The organism is Streptomyces sp. 8N114 (assembly GCF_052245835.1).
Lineage (GTDB): Bacteria > Actinomycetota > Actinomycetes > Streptomycetales > Streptomycetaceae > Streptomyces.
Genome location: NZ_JBQQBT010000013.1, coordinates 118,495 through 135,251, shown reverse-complemented (window position 1 = coordinate 135,251; position 16,757 = coordinate 118,495). Strand labels below are relative to the sequence as shown.

At 69.9% G+C, this 16,757-nt stretch carries 19 protein-coding genes and 1 pseudogene; 14 read left to right on the top strand and 6 right to left on the bottom strand.

Going from position 1 to position 16,757, the window contains the following annotated elements; genetic code table 11:
- Window positions 1-4 precede the first annotated feature (4 nt).
- A complete protein-coding gene (locus ACTWQF_RS24585) occupies window positions 5-1,798 on the top strand; it encodes a hypothetical protein (protein WP_443281815.1) in 1,794 nt (597 codons plus the stop codon).
- 94 nt (window positions 1,799-1,892) lie between these two features.
- Window positions 1,893-2,744, top strand: coding sequence for an aminoglycoside adenylyltransferase domain-containing protein (locus ACTWQF_RS24580; RefSeq protein ID WP_443281814.1), 852 nt, complete (start codon window positions 1,893-1,895; stop codon window positions 2,742-2,744).
- Window positions 2,745-2,778: 34 nt separating this feature from the next.
- On the opposite strand, the gene ACTWQF_RS24575 is transcribed toward ACTWQF_RS24580, so the two are convergent.
- A complete protein-coding gene (locus tag ACTWQF_RS24575; RefSeq protein WP_443281813.1) occupies window positions 2,779-3,546 on the bottom strand; it encodes a helix-turn-helix domain-containing protein in 768 nt (255 codons plus the stop codon).
- On the opposite strand from ACTWQF_RS24575, the gene ACTWQF_RS24570 reads away from it, so the two are divergent.
- The 3 genes from ACTWQF_RS24570 to ACTWQF_RS24560 all read left to right on the top strand — a co-directional run bounded on the left by ACTWQF_RS24570 (window position 3,547) and on the right by ACTWQF_RS24560 (window position 5,395).
- The gene (locus ACTWQF_RS24570) at window positions 3,547-4,197 is read left to right on the top strand and encodes an HAD-IA family hydrolase (RefSeq protein ID WP_443281812.1); all 651 of its coding nucleotides are present in this window, start codon (window positions 3,547-3,549) and stop codon (window positions 4,195-4,197) included.
- A 92-nt stretch (window positions 4,198-4,289) separates the two neighbouring features.
- A complete protein-coding gene (locus tag ACTWQF_RS24565; RefSeq protein ID WP_443281811.1) occupies window positions 4,290-5,228 on the top strand; it encodes a MerR family transcriptional regulator in 939 nt (312 codons plus the stop codon).
- Window positions 5,225-5,395, top strand: coding sequence for a hypothetical protein (locus ACTWQF_RS24560; RefSeq protein ID WP_443281810.1), 171 nt, complete (start codon window positions 5,225-5,227; stop codon window positions 5,393-5,395). Before ACTWQF_RS24565 ends, ACTWQF_RS24560 begins: the two co-directional genes overlap by 4 nt.
- Before the next feature lie 276 nt (window positions 5,396-5,671).
- On the opposite strand, the gene ACTWQF_RS24555 is transcribed toward ACTWQF_RS24560, so the two are convergent.
- A complete protein-coding gene (locus tag ACTWQF_RS24555) occupies window positions 5,672-6,112 on the bottom strand; it encodes an ASCH domain-containing protein (RefSeq protein WP_443281809.1) in 441 nt (146 codons plus the stop codon).
- 162 nt (window positions 6,113-6,274) lie between these two features.
- On the opposite strand from ACTWQF_RS24555, the gene ACTWQF_RS24550 reads away from it, so the two are divergent.
- Window positions 6,275-7,453 (top strand): MFS transporter, encoded by a 1,179-nt coding sequence (locus ACTWQF_RS24550; RefSeq protein WP_443281854.1) that lies wholly within the window; start codon window positions 6,275-6,277, stop codon window positions 7,451-7,453.
- Window positions 7,454-7,704: 251 nt separating this feature from the next.
- A complete protein-coding gene (locus ACTWQF_RS24545) occupies window positions 7,705-9,045 on the top strand; it encodes a HEAT repeat domain-containing protein (protein ID WP_443281808.1) in 1,341 nt (446 codons plus the stop codon).
- Window positions 9,046-9,144: 99 nt separating this feature from the next.
- Here ACTWQF_RS24545 and ACTWQF_RS24540 read toward each other — a convergent pair whose 3' ends face one another.
- The gene (locus tag ACTWQF_RS24540; RefSeq protein ID WP_443281807.1) at window positions 9,145-9,618 is read right to left on the bottom strand and encodes a carboxymuconolactone decarboxylase family protein; all 474 of its coding nucleotides are present in this window, start codon (window positions 9,616-9,618) and stop codon (window positions 9,145-9,147) included.
- A 260-nt stretch (window positions 9,619-9,878) separates the two neighbouring features.
- On the opposite strand from ACTWQF_RS24540, the gene ACTWQF_RS24535 reads away from it, so the two are divergent.
- The 3 genes from ACTWQF_RS24535 to ACTWQF_RS24525 all read left to right on the top strand — a co-directional run bounded on the left by ACTWQF_RS24535 (window position 9,879) and on the right by ACTWQF_RS24525 (window position 11,778).
- On the top strand, window positions 9,879-10,253 hold the full coding sequence (locus tag ACTWQF_RS24535; protein WP_443281806.1) for an ArsR/SmtB family transcription factor: 375 nt from the start codon (window positions 9,879-9,881) through the stop codon (window positions 10,251-10,253).
- A gap of 60 nt (window positions 10,254-10,313) precedes the next feature.
- Window positions 10,314-10,787 carry a GNAT family N-acetyltransferase gene (locus tag ACTWQF_RS24530; protein WP_443281805.1) on the top strand — a complete coding sequence of 158 codons (474 nt, stop codon included), beginning with the start codon at window positions 10,314-10,316 and terminating at the stop codon, window positions 10,785-10,787.
- Window positions 10,788-11,178: 391 nt separating this feature from the next.
- Window positions 11,179-11,778, top strand: coding sequence for a hypothetical protein (locus tag ACTWQF_RS24525; protein WP_443281804.1), 600 nt, complete (start codon window positions 11,179-11,181; stop codon window positions 11,776-11,778).
- A 485-nt stretch (window positions 11,779-12,263) separates the two neighbouring features.
- Here ACTWQF_RS24525 and ACTWQF_RS24520 read toward each other — a convergent pair whose 3' ends face one another.
- Window positions 12,264-12,617 carry a hypothetical protein gene (locus ACTWQF_RS24520; RefSeq protein ID WP_443281803.1) on the bottom strand — a complete coding sequence of 118 codons (354 nt, stop codon included), beginning with the start codon at window positions 12,615-12,617 and terminating at the stop codon, window positions 12,264-12,266.
- A 399-nt stretch (window positions 12,618-13,016) separates the two neighbouring features.
- Between ACTWQF_RS24520 and ACTWQF_RS24515 the strand changes: the two genes are divergently transcribed.
- The gene (locus ACTWQF_RS24515) at window positions 13,017-13,208 is read left to right on the top strand and encodes a hypothetical protein (protein ID WP_443281802.1); all 192 of its coding nucleotides are present in this window, start codon (window positions 13,017-13,019) and stop codon (window positions 13,206-13,208) included.
- Here ACTWQF_RS24515 and ACTWQF_RS24510 read toward each other — a convergent pair.
- Window positions 13,189-14,202 carry a glycoside hydrolase family 16 protein gene (locus tag ACTWQF_RS24510; RefSeq protein WP_443281801.1) on the bottom strand — a complete coding sequence of 338 codons (1,014 nt, stop codon included), beginning with the start codon at window positions 14,200-14,202 and terminating at the stop codon, window positions 13,189-13,191. The genes ACTWQF_RS24515 and ACTWQF_RS24510 overlap by 20 nt on opposite strands.
- A gap of 280 nt (window positions 14,203-14,482) precedes the next feature.
- On the bottom strand, window positions 14,483-14,941 hold the full coding sequence (locus ACTWQF_RS24505) for an Lrp/AsnC family transcriptional regulator (RefSeq protein WP_443281800.1): 459 nt from the start codon (window positions 14,939-14,941) through the stop codon (window positions 14,483-14,485).
- 62 nt (window positions 14,942-15,003) lie between these two features.
- Between ACTWQF_RS24505 and ACTWQF_RS24500 the strand changes: the two genes are divergently transcribed.
- The 3 genes and pseudogenes from ACTWQF_RS24500 (at window position 15,004) to ACTWQF_RS24490 (ending at window position 16,688) form a co-directional block, all read left to right on the top strand.
- Entirely contained in the window at window positions 15,004-15,762 is a 759-nt protein-coding gene (locus ACTWQF_RS24500) for an AzlC family ABC transporter permease (protein ID WP_443281799.1), read from the top strand.
- Complete coding sequence (locus ACTWQF_RS24495; protein WP_443281798.1) at window positions 15,755-16,084, top strand: branched-chain amino acid transporter permease; 330 nt, start codon at window positions 15,755-15,757, stop codon at window positions 16,082-16,084. Before ACTWQF_RS24500 ends, ACTWQF_RS24495 begins: the two co-directional genes overlap by 8 nt.
- A gap of 90 nt (window positions 16,085-16,174) precedes the next feature.
- Window positions 16,175-16,688 (top strand): annotated as a pseudogene (locus ACTWQF_RS24490) (acyl-CoA thioesterase domain-containing protein).
- Window positions 16,689-16,757 lie beyond the last annotated feature (69 nt).

Below are 16,757 nucleotides of genomic sequence, written 5' to 3'. Positions count from 1 at the left end.
GCGCATGCTGGACGGAATCGACGAGGTCGAGTGGGCGGCGCTGGAGCACGCGTACGGTTCGGCGGACGATGTGCCGGACCTGCTGCGGTCGGCCGGCTCGGTGGACGCACGGGTGCGCGAGGAGGCGCTGGACGGGCTGGTCTCGTCGCTTTGCCACCAGGGGTCGGTCTATTCGGCAACGGCGGCGGCCGTGCCGTTCGTCGCGCGGCTTGCTCTGGAGGGGCCTGGTGACCGGCTGGCGCTGCTGTGGCTGCTGCACGGGGCGGCCGACGGTACGGGCCCCGAGTACCGGCAGGTACGCCGAGCGGTGGCCACCGCGTTGCCCGCCCTGCTGCACCTGGCGGTGGACGAGGAGCCGTCCGTCCGGCGCACGATGGTGTGGATCGTCGCCGCCTGTGAGGAGGCTTCTCTGCCGCTGCTCCCGCTGTTGCGGGCCCGGCTGGACGAGGAGGAGGACGTAGAGGTACGGGCCGATCTCGTCACGGCGCTCGGCCTGCTCGACGTCTCACCGGACAACAGCAGCGCACGCAACCGTGCGCTGCTGTCCGCGACCGAGCCGCTGATACGCAAGGCGGCGGCGACTGACCTGTTGCGGACGGCGCCGCTGCCACTGCCGACCGCACTGGTGGAATCCGCCCTCGCCGCACACAACGCAGCACCTGCCGCCGAGGAGGCGGACCACCCATGGCCCGGCTCCTACCGGCCGCTCACCGACCGCCTGATGGACGATCCTGACGCGGCGCTCCGGGCGGTGGAGCACGGGCTGCCACTGGCCTGGCAGCTCACCGACGTATGGCGGGACCGCGAGCGGGACGTCCTGCCGTGGCTCGCGGCGTCAGCCGAGGACGCGGAGGACCTGTGCCGAGTGGCGAGGGTGGGCGCCGCGCTGGAGGGCGGCGAGCCGGCGCCGTGGCTGGAGCCTCATCTCGGATCCGAAGACCCTGCCGTACGGGTGGCTGCGACACACGCTGCGGTGCGGCTGCGCGTGCCCGGCGCAGTCGGCCTCGTCCTGCGTCTGATGGACGAACTTCCGGAGGAGGCCGCGACGTTGCGAACAACTCCCCTCGCCGCGCCCGGGGCGGTCGTGCCCGCGGCGGTGGAGGTGTTCGGCACGGCGGCGGAACCAGTGGCCCGGCGCATCGCCTCCCAGCCGCGTGCCGAGTGGCTGGCCGCACTGCTGCACTTCCCCTCACTTGCCGCCACCTGCGTCGACGACCTGATACGTCTGCTGCCCGCCTCGGCCGGAGTGCTGGCAGCGCTGGGCCGCGAGGCGGGCCCCGCGGCGGCGGAGGCTCTGCGCGCGTGGGCCGAGGACGGTGACCTGACGGCAGCAACGGCATTGGCCAGGATCACGGGAGATACGGGCCCGGCGACAGACATGGTGCGGTCGCTGACGGACGCCGTCGAGCGACGGAGGGCAGCCGTCACGGTGGCAGGCGAACTCGGCCCTCCCGTAGCGGCGTTGCTGCCACTCGTAGAGGAACGTCTGAGGGCGCCGGCCCGGGAGAGCCGCGCGGACGCGGCCGCCGCGATCTGGCGCGTCACGGGCCGCACGCACGACACAGCACCGGTGATCGCGGACCAGCTCGCCCGCCACGGCGCGCTGCACGAGCCGCACCTCGGCGCCCTGCGCGCACTGATCGCGATGCGCGAGCTCCCCACGGCGGCCCGTCCCGCGGTGGAGCACATCGCCTCCTCCCCACGCCGCGTCGTCTCCGGCTTCCCGTGCGACGGAACACCTCACCCGGACCTGACGGCGAGGAAGCTGGCACGCCGCCTGCTGGCGCTGGCCGACTGACGCTGCCGGTTGTCCTGACCGGCTGAGCCCGGGGCATGGCCGTCGGCAGCCGGAGTCCCTCCTGTCATGGTGACCGCACGGTAGTTTGTCAGCCATGCTGACTGATGATCTTCCCGACGAGGTCCGCCGGACAGTGGAGATGTTCCTCGCCACTGTCGATGAGCTGGCACCGGGGTTGGTCACCGGCTTCTACCTGGTCGGCTCGGTGGCGTTGAACGACTTCCATTCTGGTGGCAGTGGTCGAAGTCGGTTCAGTACGGCGAGCGACATCGACTTCGTCGCGGTGACCGACCGGCGACTCCATGGGGAGTCCCGGGAGGTGGCGGTGCTTGAGGAAGCACACGCCCGCACCGTCGCCCGGTTTGCTCGGCCGCACCTCGACGGCGCGATCCTCACCTGGAGCGACCTGACGGCCGGGCCGGACGGCTGCCCGGACGTTCCCTGCGCGCAGGAGAGCCGGTTCGTACCCGCTGGTCGATTCGGCATCAACCCGGTGACCTTTTGCGAGTTGGCCTGGCACGGCATCGCGGTGCGCGGGCCACAGCCGGCCGAAGCGGGCGTATGGGCCGAGGAGGCTGCCCTGCGGGCCTTCACCGCCGACAATCTCACCTCTTACTGGCGGCCGTGGTGGCAGCGGAAACGACAGCCGCGACCCTTGGCGCTCGCCATCGGTCTCAGCGGGTGGTTCCCGGTGTGGGCGGTGCTCGGCGTGAGCCGGCTGCATTACACGCTCGCCACCGGAGGCATGACCTCCAAGTGCGGCGCCGGCCGGTACGCACACAAAGCGTTCGGCCCACGCTGGCACCCCATCATCGAGGAGAGCCTGTATCTCCGTACCGGCGGCGCAGAGGGCCGCCGCCACTACCGCAACCCCTTGGCCCGCCGCCGCGACACCCTCGCTTTCCTGGACGCCGCCATCGACTCCGCACTCGCTGCTGGACGCTGAATCTGCCGCAGACGGCCTGCTGAGACGACAACCGTCATCCGTCAGCCGTCTCTCCCGGGGCATCGACCGAGTGGAGGGGGTAGCGGCGATCACGGGCCCCTGCGTAGAGGACGGTGACCGTGTATCGGCTGGGAACCTGCCCGGCATTGCGGTAGGCGTGCGGCCGGTCCGCGCGAAAGTCCAGGGCGTCCGGAGCCGCGACGGCGAAGGTCGCGGAGCCGACCTCCAGGGTGAGGACGCCTTCGGTGACATGGATCAGCTCCCTGGTTCCGGCTGGGTGGCCGGTGTCACGGATTTGGTCGCCTGGATGTAGCCGGTGGTCCCACAGCTCGTGACGTCCGTCGCTGATCAGCAGCACGGTTTCGCTCAGCCCGTGCCGGGTGACGAGGCCGTCAGACCGGCGATGGATCCTGCCCACCTGGCCTGGCAGCTCGATGAGTTCGTTGACGGGCACATCGAGAGCGGAGCAAAGGCGAGCGAGCGTCGCCACGCTTGGATTGGTGCGCTGGGTCTCGATCTGGTGGATCATGCCTCGGCTGACGCCACTGTGGGCGGCGAGGTCTTCCAACCGCCATCCCCACGCTGCACGGGCAGCACGCAGATTGACGGCCAAAGTGCGTCCCACCTCGGCAATCGTCTCTTCGCCCGGGGATCCGCCGAACTTCCGCGTCATGTCTGCGCCGCCGTTCTCTGCCAAAATCTTTTTATTGACCTCCATGATCCTGTCATCGCAGAGTGAGGCGTGCACCACCCCCGAGGAAGGGACGTAGCGCCGATGCACCAGCCCGCCATGAAGTGTCATGTGATCTCGTTCGACCTCGATGGCGTCCTGGTCGACTCCATGGGCCTGATCGAACGCATCCTGCGGGAGTGGGCAGCCGGACACGAGCTGGACGGCGACAAGGCCGTCGAACTCTCCCACGGCCGACGAGACATCGACGTCGTCCGTCTCATCGCTCCTCACCTGGACGCCGACGCAGAGACCCGTCGCATTGTCGAGAGAGAGGAACGCGACTTCGACGGGCTGACAGCGACCCCTGGAGCTGCTCGGCTGCTGGACGCCCTCCCGTCCGACGCGTGGGGCATCGTCACCTCAGGCACTCGCGCGGTCGCCCAGAGGCGACTCGCCGCTGCCGGGCTGCCGCAGCCGACGCATCTGGTGGCCGCCGATGACATCCAGCACGGCAAGCCCCACCCCGAGGGCTATTTGGCTGCGGCCGAGTTGTTGGGCGCTGCACCCGCTCGATGCGTCGTCTTGGAGGACGCGCCGGCCGGCGTGCGTGCTGCCCATGCGGCGGGGATGCGGTGCATCGGCGTCGGCCGGGCCCTGGCCGATGTCGGCGCCTTGCTCTCCACCCATGTCGATGACCTGTGTTGCGTTCACGCAGAATGCGGTCTCGACGGCTTGCTTCTCCGCTTCTCGGCAGGCACCCGGCAGAGGACACGGACATGATCCACCCGCACATTGGGCAGCCCGGCAGACCGGTCCACGGGTTGCGAGAGCGGGCTTGAGTCTCCCGTCGGGGGAGACACGAAGGTGAGGTCATGGACGGCAGCACTCTCTACTCGATCGGTGAACTGGCCCAACGCACCGAGCTGACGGTCAAGACCATCCGTTTCTACTCCGATCGCGGCATCGTGGTGCCGGCCGACCGCACCCACGCCGGCTATCGCCGCTACGGTCCCGACGCCGTCGCCCGACTGACCCTGGTACGGACGCTGCGCACACTCGGACTCGGCCTCGACATGATCCAGCAGGTTGTGAACCGAGAACTGACGCTCGGTGACGTCGCCGAGCAGCACGCGGCCGCTCTGGAGGTACAGATCGCCACCCTGCGGCTGCAGCGGGCGGTGCTGGCGGCCGTGGCCAGGCGCAGACCCACGCCTGAGGAGATCGAACGCATGCACCAGTTGGCTCAACTCTCCCGCGCCGAGCGTCGACGACTGATCGACGGCTTCCTCGACACCGTCTTCGCAGCGCTGGACGGCAGTCCTGCCCACGCCGCGGCCCGACGCTCCATGACGCCCGAGCTTCCCGACAACCCCACGGACGAACAGGTCGAGGCATGGGTGGAGCTGGCGGAACTGTCGTTGGACCCGGACTTCCGCGACCATCTGCGGAGCGCGACCGAAAGTCACGCGGCCGACCTCTCCGACAGCGGATCCGCACCGCCGCGCCCAGGTGTCGTCGCCATCGTCCGTGACCTCGCCACAGCGGCCGTCCAGTCGGGGATCACCCCGGAATCGCCCCAGGCCGATCCTGTCGTCAGGGCGCTGACCGCAGGCTGTGCGCGCGCCCTCGGCCGCCTCGACGACACCGAGCCGCACCGGTGGCTACTGCCGCGTTTGGAGGCCGCGAACGATCCGCGCCGGGACCGGTACGTCCACCTCCTCGCAGTCATCAACGACTGGCCGGCCCCGGACCGTCTGACACCGGCGCTCGACTGGTCCGTAACGGCCCTGCGCATACGGGCAGCGCGATGACACGACACCGTCACCACACCGGCGTCCGGATCAGACCGGCCTCGGGCGCCACCGCAGCCGCCGCAGCCAACGCAGCCGCCGCATCCGCTCCGCCCACGGACCAGCTCGCCGTCCGGCTGGAGGCGGCTGCCACGCCGTCGGCTCCCGCTCTTCTACTGCGTCGGTGAAGCCTGACGGACGCTGCCGACCTGGTTGAGCTGTACCGGGACGGTGTCCTGCGCCGCTGGACCCACGCGGCCGTGGACGACGAGGCGCACGCCACGCGGTGGGTGCGGGATCAGCAGCAGGGGTGGCAGGCAGGCCGTCGCTTCGGATTCGCCGTTGTGGAGACCGGAACTCCGGGCCGCGATGAGGAGTTGGTGGGCCACGTGGTGCCCGGTTTTCCGGACACACATTGACGAGTTCGCGTTCCGCAGGGGCCGGGACTCACGGCACCGTTGTACTCACTGTCCCTGCGCAGGCCGGAGCCGCTCCACCACATGGAAGCGTTCGGTCACGACCAGAGTTTCGTCGCCCACGGTGAAGTCCGGGTCGCCGAGGGAGGAGCGCATCCGGGAACTGTGCCAGAACCGCTCGTGCCGCTCCCTCCAGTCGGCCACGGATACATAGCCCTCGCCCTCGTCGCGCACATGCTCCCAACCGACCTCTGCCAGCGGCAGCACCTGGACGTCCGTCGTCTCGATGACAGCGACGGGCCGACCGCTGGAGTCGATGACAGCATGCCGCTCCCCAGGCTGGGGCAAGGGCTCGTTCTCGTGCTCGTACGAGGCCAGGACATCGGTTGTGCTCGTCTTCTCACCGGCCAGGATGGCGGCGACGAGTTGGTCACGCAGCGCACCGGGGAAGGCGAACTCGGCCTTGGGCAAACCGGAGACGTCATTCACGGGCCGACCCTACGCCCGAGAACGGCGGCCCGCCGCACCGAGCTGTACGCGGCAATCCGCAGAACTGCCGGTACCAGGCTGACGAAGCGGGCCTTGTCGGGTTCGGCGGCCGAGTCCCATGATGATTGCGTGGACATCCGTCAGGAGGGGAACGCCCGGCGGGTGCCCGCCGGGTTGGTTGCGCTCGCGCTCGGCAGTTTCGGGATCGGCCTGACCGAGTTCGTGATCGCGGGCCTGCTGCCCCAGGTGAGCCGTAGCCTGGACGTGTCCGAGGCCGCGGCCGGGTGGCTCATCTCGGGATATGCCCTGAGCGTTGCGATCGGCGCGATCCTGCTGACTGCCGCCACCACCCGCATCCACCGCAAGGCTGTTCTCGTCGGACTGGTGGCGTTGTTCGTCCTCGGCAACCTGCTGTCCGCGGTCGCGCCCACCTACGCCGTGGCGCTGCTCGGCCGCGTCGTCGCCGCCCTGTGCCACGGCTCCTTCTTCGGCATCGGCTCGCTCGTCGCCCGCCGCATGGTCCCGCCGGAGCGGGCCTCGCGGGCGGTCGCCGTGATGTTCGCCGGGCTGACGGTCGCCAACGTGCTGGGCGTGCCGTTCGGTGCCCTTGTCGGCGAACGCTGGGGGTGGCGCGCCACGTTCTGGGCGATCACCGGGATCGGCGTACTGGCCATGGCCGCCATCGCCGTGTGGGTCCCCGCCTGGGCGGGCGCCGTGGACGAGGCCCACCGGGCGGCCGGCCTGCGCCCTCAGCTACGCGCCTTCCGTTCCTGGCAGGTCTGGCTGACCCTCGCAGCGACCGCTCTCAGCTACGGCGGCATGTTCGGGGCGTTCAGCTACATCGCGTACACCTTCACCGAGGTCACCGGTTTCTCCAGCGCCGACGTCGCCTGGCTGCTCGTCGTCTACGGCAGCGGTCTTGTGATCGGCAACGTCGCCGGGGGCCGGGCCGCCGACCGCGACCGGGACCGCACGCTGATCGTGTCTCTGACCGGACTCGCCGCCACGCTCGTGGCGTTCGGGCTGCTGGCCGACGGGCGGGTCGCGTCGGTGATCCTGGTCTTCCTGATGGGTGTCTTCGGGTTCGCCACCGTTCCGGGCCTGATCACCCGCGTCACGGATGCCGCCGGCGGCGCGCCGCTCGCCGCCGGCGCCAATGTCTCGGCCTCCAACGTCGGCAACGCCCTGGGCGCCTGGCTCGGCGGCCTCGCGATCAGCGTCGGCCTGGGCTACACGGCGCCGCTGTACGTGGGCGCCACCGTCGTGACGGTCGGCCTCGCCGTGATGGTGGTCAGTGCCCGCACCGGGCGGGGTCGCCCCACATCCGTCGGCCGACCCTGAACAGGCGGCCGGTCACGCCCGGCTCGGCCAGAACGCCGACACAGCACGAGCCGACCCGAGATACGGGTAGGTGTTCAACGCGTCAATTCGCGGTCGGTTTACGGAGATTGCGTGGCGCGGGTCGGGTTACCGACGGGTGCGGAGGCTGTTGCGCCGCCACCCGCGACCGACGGTCGCCGACGTCCTGAAAACGAGGAGGGGGGAGGAACTGGTGGACGAGTACGGCACCAGGCTCTCCCTACACTGCGGGCATGCTCAGTCCTCTCCCCCACCTGCCCGCACCGCACGCCCCCGCATACGCGTGGGTGGCGTACGACCTGGCCGTCCGCCGGGAGTGGTACTGGATACCGGACCCGCACAGCCTCCCCGAGCGGCCGTCGGACCCCGCGGTGGCGCTCTGCCACCGCGACGGGCGCGTGCGTGAAGCGGCGCTGCGCGCCGGGGTTCCTGGTGGGCTGCTGCCGCTGGTGGTACTGCGCTGCGCCGACTGGGCCGGGCCGGTGCGGGAGGCGGCACGGCGAGTGCTCGCGGAGGCCGGCCCGAAGGCACTGGTGCGCGCAGCGCATGTCGTGCTCCACGCCGCCGCCCGCAAGCGCGGCGGTGCCGCGCTGCGCCTGCTGGAGACGCGGCTGGCCGAAGGCGGCCCGGAGCTGCGGGAGTCCGCCTTCGCACACCCGCTGCACGAGGTGCGGCGCTGGGCGTGCAGACAGGCTGTGGACCACGGCTGGCTGACGCCCGAACAGTTCGCGCACCGCGCTGTGCGCGACCCCGACGTCGTCGTCCAGGCGCGCTGCGCGGAAGCGGCGCTCGCCGCCTGCGCCTCCCCCGTACGGCCCGGGGTGCTCGACGTGCTGCTGGGCGCGCGCAGCGCGCGCGTCCGGTCCATCGCCGTCACCGCGCTGCGGCGACTGGAGCAGCCGTTGCGGGGGGTCGACTGGCTGGCCGACCGGTCGCCGAGCGTACGGGCCTGCGCGCAGTGGGCCGTACGCCAGGGAGGCGGCGACCCCCTCGCGCACTACCGCCGGGCCGCCGCCGAGACTCCTGGCCGCGCGCGGCACTCCGTTGTCGCGGGCCTCGGCGAGTGCGGTGGGCCCGGGGAGATCGCGCTGGTGCTGCCCTATCTGTCCGACGCGCGGCCCGGCGTGCGCGCGGCGGCGGTTGGCGCGCTACGGGCGCTGGGGGCCGCATCCCCCGAGCGCGTCGCGCCTCTGCTGGACGACCCGTCGCCCGCCGTCGTACGACGTGTCTGCGGCACGCTCCTCTCCGACGCGGACGCGCTGCCGCCGGACGCGCTGCGGGCCCGGTTGGCGTCCGACCGCCCCCGGCACATCCGGCTGGCGGCCCTGCGCCTGCTCGCGGTCCATCGTGGCTTGGCCCCGCTCCGGGCCGGGCTCGCGCTGGTGGACGACTCGGACCCTGACGTTCGCGTCCGGGCCCGCACCCTGGTCACCCGCTGGGCGCCGCCCGACTCCGCGACCCTCGCCGCCGCGCTCCCCGCCCCCGAACGCGCCCGCCTCACCGCCGAGATCGACGCCGCGGCCCCCGCCCTCGGCCCCTCCGCGGTGCGCTTCCTCCACTGGATCCTGCGGTAGCCCCGCCGACCCCGCAACCGGGAAGGAACGGCGCGATCGCCGCCGAAAGCACCGAACCCGGCATGGAGCCGACCCGGTCACCTCGGACGGCACACCTGGTCATCCGAACTGGCCGGGCTGGTAGTCACCGGCGGGCATCCGGAGCATGGCGTTCGCGCGGTTGAAGGCATTGATGACGGTGATGACACCCACCAGAGCGCCGAGTTGGTCCTCGTCGTAGTGCTTGGCGGCGTTCGCCCAGACCTCGTCCGGGACGCCTCCGGCCGCATCGGCGATGCGGGTGGCCTCCTCAGTCAGCTCCAGCGCCGCGCGCTCGGCCTCGGTGAACACCGTGGCCTCCCGCCAGGCCGCAACCAGGTTGAGGCGCTCCGCGGACTCTCCGGCGTGCACGGCGTCCTTGAAGTGCATGTCGGTGCAGAAACCGCAGCCATTGATCTGGCTGGCGCGGAGCTTCACCAGCTCCTGCGTCGAGGCGGGCAAAGTGGAGTCCTCGAGCGCCTTGCCGGCGGCGATGAAGTGGTTGAAGACCTTGCCCAGAACCGGGTTGGTGAAGGCGTTCAGACGTGCTTCCACGACGCGCTCCCTTGCGTTGTCAGGCGGTTACACACCTTTGACGGGCGCAGCTCAGCCAGTTGTGACGTGAACTCCTTGTGACGTACGTCTCCCTTGCCGCGCCGCGGCAGCAGGCAGCGGCAAGCGCGGCGACGAGCTGTGAGTAGCCGCAGTGGCGTGGCGAGTGCGGCCCGGCGCCGCCCGTATCGCACGCCACCTGGCAGTACACGTCGCGCACCGCTGACTGGCCCGCCTGGTTCGATGTGTGTCAACATAGATATATGTCGAACACCAAGGCGCTTCCGCAGGCCGAGACCGCCGGTCAGGGCATGGCGCCGTGCTGCCCGCCGCTGACCGAGCGGCCTTTCACGGCGCAGGAGGCGGAGATTGCCGCGCCGATGTTCAAGGCGCTCGGCGATCCGGTGCGGCTGCGGCTGTTCTCCGCTGTCGCTTCCCATGAGGGTGGCGAGGCGTGTGTGTGCGACATCGCCGACGTCGGCGTCTCCCAGCCGACCGTCTCCCACCATCTGAAGAAGCTCAAGGAAGCCGGCCTCCTCACCTCCGAGCGGCGCGGGACCTGGGTCTACTACCGCGTCGAGCCCTCCGTGTTCGCGGCAATGGGAAAGCTGCTGACCGCCCCGCCGCACGCGGCCTGAAGTAACGCGGGAGGAGTCGTGCTGAGCGGGTCGGATGCAGCAAGCGCGGTGATCGCGCCCATGAGGGCCGAGCACGCCGACCAGGTCCTGGCGATCTACCAGGCGGGCATCGACGAAGGGAACGCGACCTTCGAAACCCGCGCCCCAGAGTGGGAATCGTTCGATACGGCGAAACTGCCCGGGCACCGCTTCGTCGCTCTCGACGAGGACGGAGGGGTGCTGGGCTGGATTGCAGCCACCCAAGTCTCGGACCGGTGCGCGTACGCCGGAGTGGTCGAGCACTCCGTATACGTCCACTCCCACGCGCGTGGTCGCGGCATCGCCTCGGCCCTGCTCAAGGCGCTCATCGACTCCACCGAAGCGGCCGGCATCTGGACCATCCAGTCCGGGATCTTCCCCGAGAACACCGCCAGCCTCGCCCTGCACCAGCGTGCCGGATTCCGGTCCATCGGAATCCGCGAGCGCATCGGCCGCCACCACGGCCGCTGGCGCGATGTCGTACTCATCGAGCGCCGCAGCCCCCTTATCTCCTGACCGCTTGTGCGAACAGCGGGAGTTGATCGCCAGCAGGGGGACGGATGGCAGTCGTCGGCGGCAGCAGCTTGTGACCCACAACAGCGATGCGGAGGTGCGCGAGCAGCCGGGGGATGACGCGCCCCGGCTCAGCGCGGCCACAGTGCACCGGATGCCCTCATACAGCGGCACTCCCTTCCAGAGCCGGTGCTGGCGCGGGCGCGGGTGGCGAAGGCGCGTGCACCGAGAAGGGTGCGCTCGTGCCGCAGGCGAGCGCCCTCGACCGGGACCCCTCCCCCGGCTCGCCGGATAGGTTTCCGCAAGGCGGCTTGGGCACCGGAGTCCGGGCGCGGAGACAGGGGGAGGTCTCGTGGCGGCGACGCGGATGTCGCGGCTCATACCGAGCCGGGGGATGGCCGGTCGGGGACTTCTGGGAGCGGTCGGCGGCCTGGCACTGGCCGCGCTGTGGATCGGCTCCAGCGCGTTGGTGACAGACCGCTCATCCGGCGCGGAAGGCCCGGCCGTCCTCGGCATCGTGATCTTCATGGCGGGCCTCGTCGGCATGATCGCTGTGGGGATCCTGGGCCTCCGCTGGCCCTACGCGATCGCGGTGGCGGTGTTGACCATCCTGATGGTGGTACCGCTCGCGTACTACGGCGACGCCGTCCTCGACCGGCGGAGGGAGCAGGTGACGGCCGTGGTTTCAGACCTCCGCGTCTCCGTATCGCAGCCGAGTGGTGCCACCGGCCAGGTCTGCCGGGTTCGCCTGCCGGACGGAACCAAGGCGGACGTCGCCGGTTCGAGATGCGACGAGGACACCCGGATCGGCGACCGGCTGACCGTCTACCAGGACCCGGAGGGGCGGGTGGCAGCGAAACTCGAAGTCCAGATGACGGCCGGGGCGCTGATGTGGCTTGTCGGGGCGTGTGTGGCTGGGCTCATCACGCTGGGGGCCCGGATCGGTGTCCACGTGGGTCGCCAGCAGCACCGCACCATACGTGAAGATCGGTGATGGCCCACCGCGCGCACGGCCCGCCCGCCCTGGTGACGGTGTCGCGCCGGCGTCGACAAAACATCACATGCGTGCCGATGAGCACCACGCATCCCCCGCAGGGAACGCAGCTCGTTCATGGCGCACTTCGGACAGCGCGGCCGCAGTCAGCGCCTGTACCCCATGGCTGATACCGACTGGTCGGCATGCTGTCTGCCCAGGAGCTCCGCTGCCTGGTGCCGCATGTGCTCGGCGGCCGTCTGGGCCTCCGCCACGACGTCGCCTCTTTCTCGCACCAGTTCCTCATAGATCGGTACGAGATCTGTTTCGTTGGGAGTGCGTATCACCGCACCAGCCCTTTCGCTGTCGTGCTCTTCCCGCAACGGCGGCCTGGGCAAGATGTCGGCTACCTTACGGCGAACCTGAGCAACCACACCTTGAGGATTCGCCCTGAGGATTCCGCGCACTCACTGTTCATGCCGGACAGGACGAGTGTCCGTAATACGTCAGGCCCGGTTGAGCCGGGCAGCGATCCCGTGACCGATCACCAAATAGATGACGGCCGGGAGACCGTAATTGAGAACAACACGCAAGCCCTCTGTGTCCATCGTGAAAATGTCCTGTGCCCATCCGGACAGCCAGTCCGCCGTTCCGTGCACGAACTCGACGAAGGGGTTCGCTTGATTCGCGTCGAGCAGGTAGAGCACGATCCACAGGCCCAGCACACCGGCCGCGACGTCGGCGACCGTGCAGATCGTAATGGCTGTCCTCCGAGCAGCTGACTGATTGCGCGCGGAGCGGTCGGGGCCCGGAGGCCGGCCGTACGTCTGGTATCCGGAAGCCGGGCCGGTGCTGTTCACAAGGAATCCCATCTGACGCATTTGTCGGGCGGGTCGCCCAGGTTGTGAGATGCAGTCTCGGACGACCCCGCTTCTGCCTGCTTCAGCGTCTTGCAATCGCCGCGGTGTTACACCGGCCTTCCGCGGGCAGCACAAATATGGCGGCCTATTCGGGCACATCCCCAAATGTTCCCCCTGCGGGGTTCGAATGGTTCGGAAGAAGGCGTCTTTCAGTACTCCGGACGAGATCGTGCTCTTGCTGATCAAGGACGGCGCGGTCGAATTCCGGTGTCGGGCAACGGCGTTGACGCTGGGGCCCGCTGCCCGAACTGCCGAAGAGGAACTGCCGGACCGCGGCCGACGAGACGCGGGCGTTGCCATGCCGACGCATGCAGATGGCGCACTGCTGCACCGCGCCGGGTGGGACACCGGCGCGGTGCGCTACGAGTACGCGCCCACGTCGTCGAGCTCCTGCACGACGACGAGATCGTGCTCGTGGCCGACGAGACCGGCAACCCGAAGAAGGGCACCGCGACGGCCGGCCGGTCCGTCCGGGCTCTCCCGGACGGACCGGCCGGTGGACGCGGTGGACTCAGCGTGCAGGTGCGGTGACGTCCACGGCGACGTGGTCGACGAGCAGGGAGCCGCCGGACGCGGTGGCGTCGGTGGGAGTCGCATGGCCGGCGACCTTGTCCGGGAACGCCCCTCCCATTGCCAGGTTGAGCAGGATGAAGTGACCGTGATCGGTGGCGTTCTTCCAGGTGGCGGCGTCCACGTCGGATTCCCGTACGGTGTGGAAGAGCTGCCCGTCCTGGTACCAGCGCAGTTCTTCTGCCGACCCGGTGCGGTCGAGTTCCAGCGCGTAGTCGTGGAAGCCGCCCTGGCATGTGCCGCCGCAATTGGCGCTGTTGCCGATGCCCGTGGTCTCGTTGCAGGGGCCACCGGGGTTGACGCCGCAGTGGAGGACGCCGTGCGCGTCGCTCTGGCCGTTGACGTTCTCCATGATGTCGAACTCGCCGACGCCGGGCCAGTTCTGGTAGTTGCCCCGGTAGTCGGCGCCCAGCGTCCAGAAGGCCGACCAGTAGCCCTTTGCCGCGTCCCCGGAGACCTCAGGCAGCTTGAGCCGCGCCGAGATGCGCATCTTGCCGCCCTCGGGCGCCGCGAAGTCCGTACGCCGGGTCTCGATGCGGGCCGACGTCCAGGAGTTGCCCTCCTTGAGGGCGGTGATCTTCAGGTGTCCGTCACCGTCGAGCTGGAGATTCTCCGGCTTGTCGGTGTATGTCTGCACCTCTCCGGTGCCCCAGTTGGGTGGGCCGCCGGGATAGCTGGTGCCCTTGTCGATGATCCAATCGTCCCCGGACGGCAAGGAACCGGCGGCACCGTCGAAGTCGGTCCGCCACACCTCCTGCGTGACCCCTGCTCCCTTGGCCTGCTTGGCGTTGGCCTTCTGTGCTGCGCGCTGCACCGACGACGTCTCTTCGGCCTGCGCCGTGGGGAGTGCCAGCGCACCGAGAGCCGTCAGCGCCGCGGCCAAGGCGGCCAGCCGGGACCGACGGTAGCTCCTGCTGCTGTTGCTGCCGCTGCGCCTGCGGCAAGGCGTGAGCATGACAATGCGCTCCTTTGTTGTGTGGGGGGTGAAGCGCTTTCTCACGCAGCAATGTGTCGAAGCCTTGAACGAGCGTCAAGGCTCCCGGTCAAGGTTTCGCCAAAACAGCCAGAGTTCCCGTCACAAGCTGAACGGTCAACGCCAGGCCTGTCGTTGGCGCGAGGCCCCGGCCGGGCCTGCTGAGCACCGCCTTCCAACGGTTCCGCCCGCTGTGCACTCACTGCGCCCACCGGGAGTGGTGGGTGTCGGCCCAGTCGGCGAGCTGCCGACACCTGACGGTTCAGTCGCTCGCCTTGATCGTCTTCATCGTGAGGTGAGATTCGAGGCGCAGGACCGCGGGCAGGCCGCTGAGCTTCTTGGTGAGGAAGGCTTCGTATGCGGCGTGATCGGCGACGGCGACGCGGATGAAGTAGTCGGGGCGCCCGTACATGCGGCGGAACTCGATGACCTCTTCGTAGGAGGCCACGGTGTCTTCGAACTCCTGGAAGCTCTTGCGGTCCTGGGCGTAGATCTCGACGTCGATGAGGACTTCCAGGCCGCGGCCCAGCGCGCCGGGATCGATGACGGCGCGGTATCCGGTGATGACGCCGGTCTCTTCCAAGCGCTTGACCCGGCGCAGGCACGGGGGCGGGGTCAGGCCCACCCGCTTCGCCAGCTCGACGTTCGTGAGCCGCCCATCCTGACGCAGGTGAAACAAAATTTCTCTATCAAGGGCATCCACCCGCACTTCATTGTCCATGGATAGATTATAGAGGAACAATCGGCAATCAAATGAGGCCGTCGTCCTTCTAAAATGTCGGTATGCACATACGTCCTGTCGTTGTCGACGGGTCGAGGCATGGGGACGTTCCTCCGCCTCCGCCTCCACCGCCGCAGCAATCCGAGGCGCGGGCCGCTTTCCAGGACTGCGCGTCGGTGGGCCTGGGGATGCTGCCGCTCGGCCTCGCCTTCGGTGCGCTCGTGATCCAGTCGGGGCTCGACTGGTGGTGGGCGGGGCTGTCCGCCGCGTTGATCTACGGCGGCTCGTTCGAGTTCCTGCTGATCGGCATGGTCGCTGCCGCCGCGCCGCTGACGTCCATCGCCGTGGCCGCGTTCCTGGTGCAGGCGCGGCACGTCTTCTACGCCCTGTCCTTCCCCCTGCACCGGGTGCGGGGCCGGCTGGCGAAGACGTACAGCACCTTCGCGCTCACTGACGAGGCGTACGCCCTGACTGCCGCCGAGCAGGCCCACGCCTGGTCCAGCCGGCGCATCCTGTGGCTGCAGTTCTTCATGCACCTGTACTGGGCCGGCAGCGCCACAGCAGGGGCGCTGCTCGGTTCCCTCATCCCCGACAGCGTCATCGGCCTGGACTTCGCCCTGACCGCACTGTTCACCGTCCTCGCCCTCGACGCCATCCGCGACCTGCGCGGCGACCTGCCCACCCCCGTGCTCGCCCTCGCCTGCGCCCTTGCCGCCCGCCTTCTCTTCCCCGGCCAGATGCTGCTGACCGCCTTCGCCTTCTTCTGCGCCGGGCTCCTGGCCCGCCACATCGCCACCAGCAGGAAACCCGCCCATGTCTGACACCGGCTACGCCATCGTCGCCGTCCTCGTCACCGCCGCCGTGACCTGGTCCCTACGCGCGCTGCCCTTCGCAGCGCTGGCCCCCCTGCGCGCCAGCGCCACCGTGCAGTACCTCAGCACCCGTATGCCCGCCGGCGTCATGGTGATCCTGGCCGTCTACTGCCTACGCGACCTTGCCCTCACCCAGCCGCGCGTCCTGGCCCCGCTGGCCGCCCTCGCCGTCACCATCGGCCTGCACCTGTGGCGCCGGAACGCCCTGCTCAGCATCCTCGTCGGCACCGCCGTACACGTGACCCTGGCCAGCACCGTCTTCGCCCGCTGAGACGGACCTGCAGCGACCCGTCCCTCACGTCGCCAGTCCCGGCACACCGACCACCGCCCCAGCCCCAACCTCCGGAAGGCACACACGCCGTTGAGCACCAGCAGCTATTTCGAGCCCGTCGACGAGCACCGCTACAAACCCACCTCCCACGCGAGCGGCGCATGGGCCCCCGACGAACAGCACTTCAGCCCGCTCGCCGGCCTCCTCATCCACGCCGTCGACCGCCACCTGGCGGCGAGGGTGGACACCGGCCGGGCCCTGTCCCGGATCAGTTTCGACATCCTCGGACGCCTCGCCCTCGACGAGTGCGAGATCCGGGTGGAGACCATCCGGCCCGGCCGCACCATCGAACTGGTCGATGCCACCGCCCTCGTCGCCGACCGCCCCGCCGTACGAGCCCGCCCTTGGCTCCTCGCCGCCGGCGACACCAGGGCTGTCGCGGGCGGCGCCGCGGATCAGCTGCCCCGGCCTGGACACCACGGTGACCTTCGGGCCCACCGGCCAGGGCGTCACCAGCACGGTCCTGCACGACGTCACCGGCCCTGTCGGACACGCACAGCAGATCCTCACCGTCCGACCCCTGCCGACCGCCGAGAGTCCGTGACGCAGGGCGGGAAGACGATCGCTTGAGCACCTGGCCGCCATGACCCACGCGGAGGTCTTCGCAAACGTA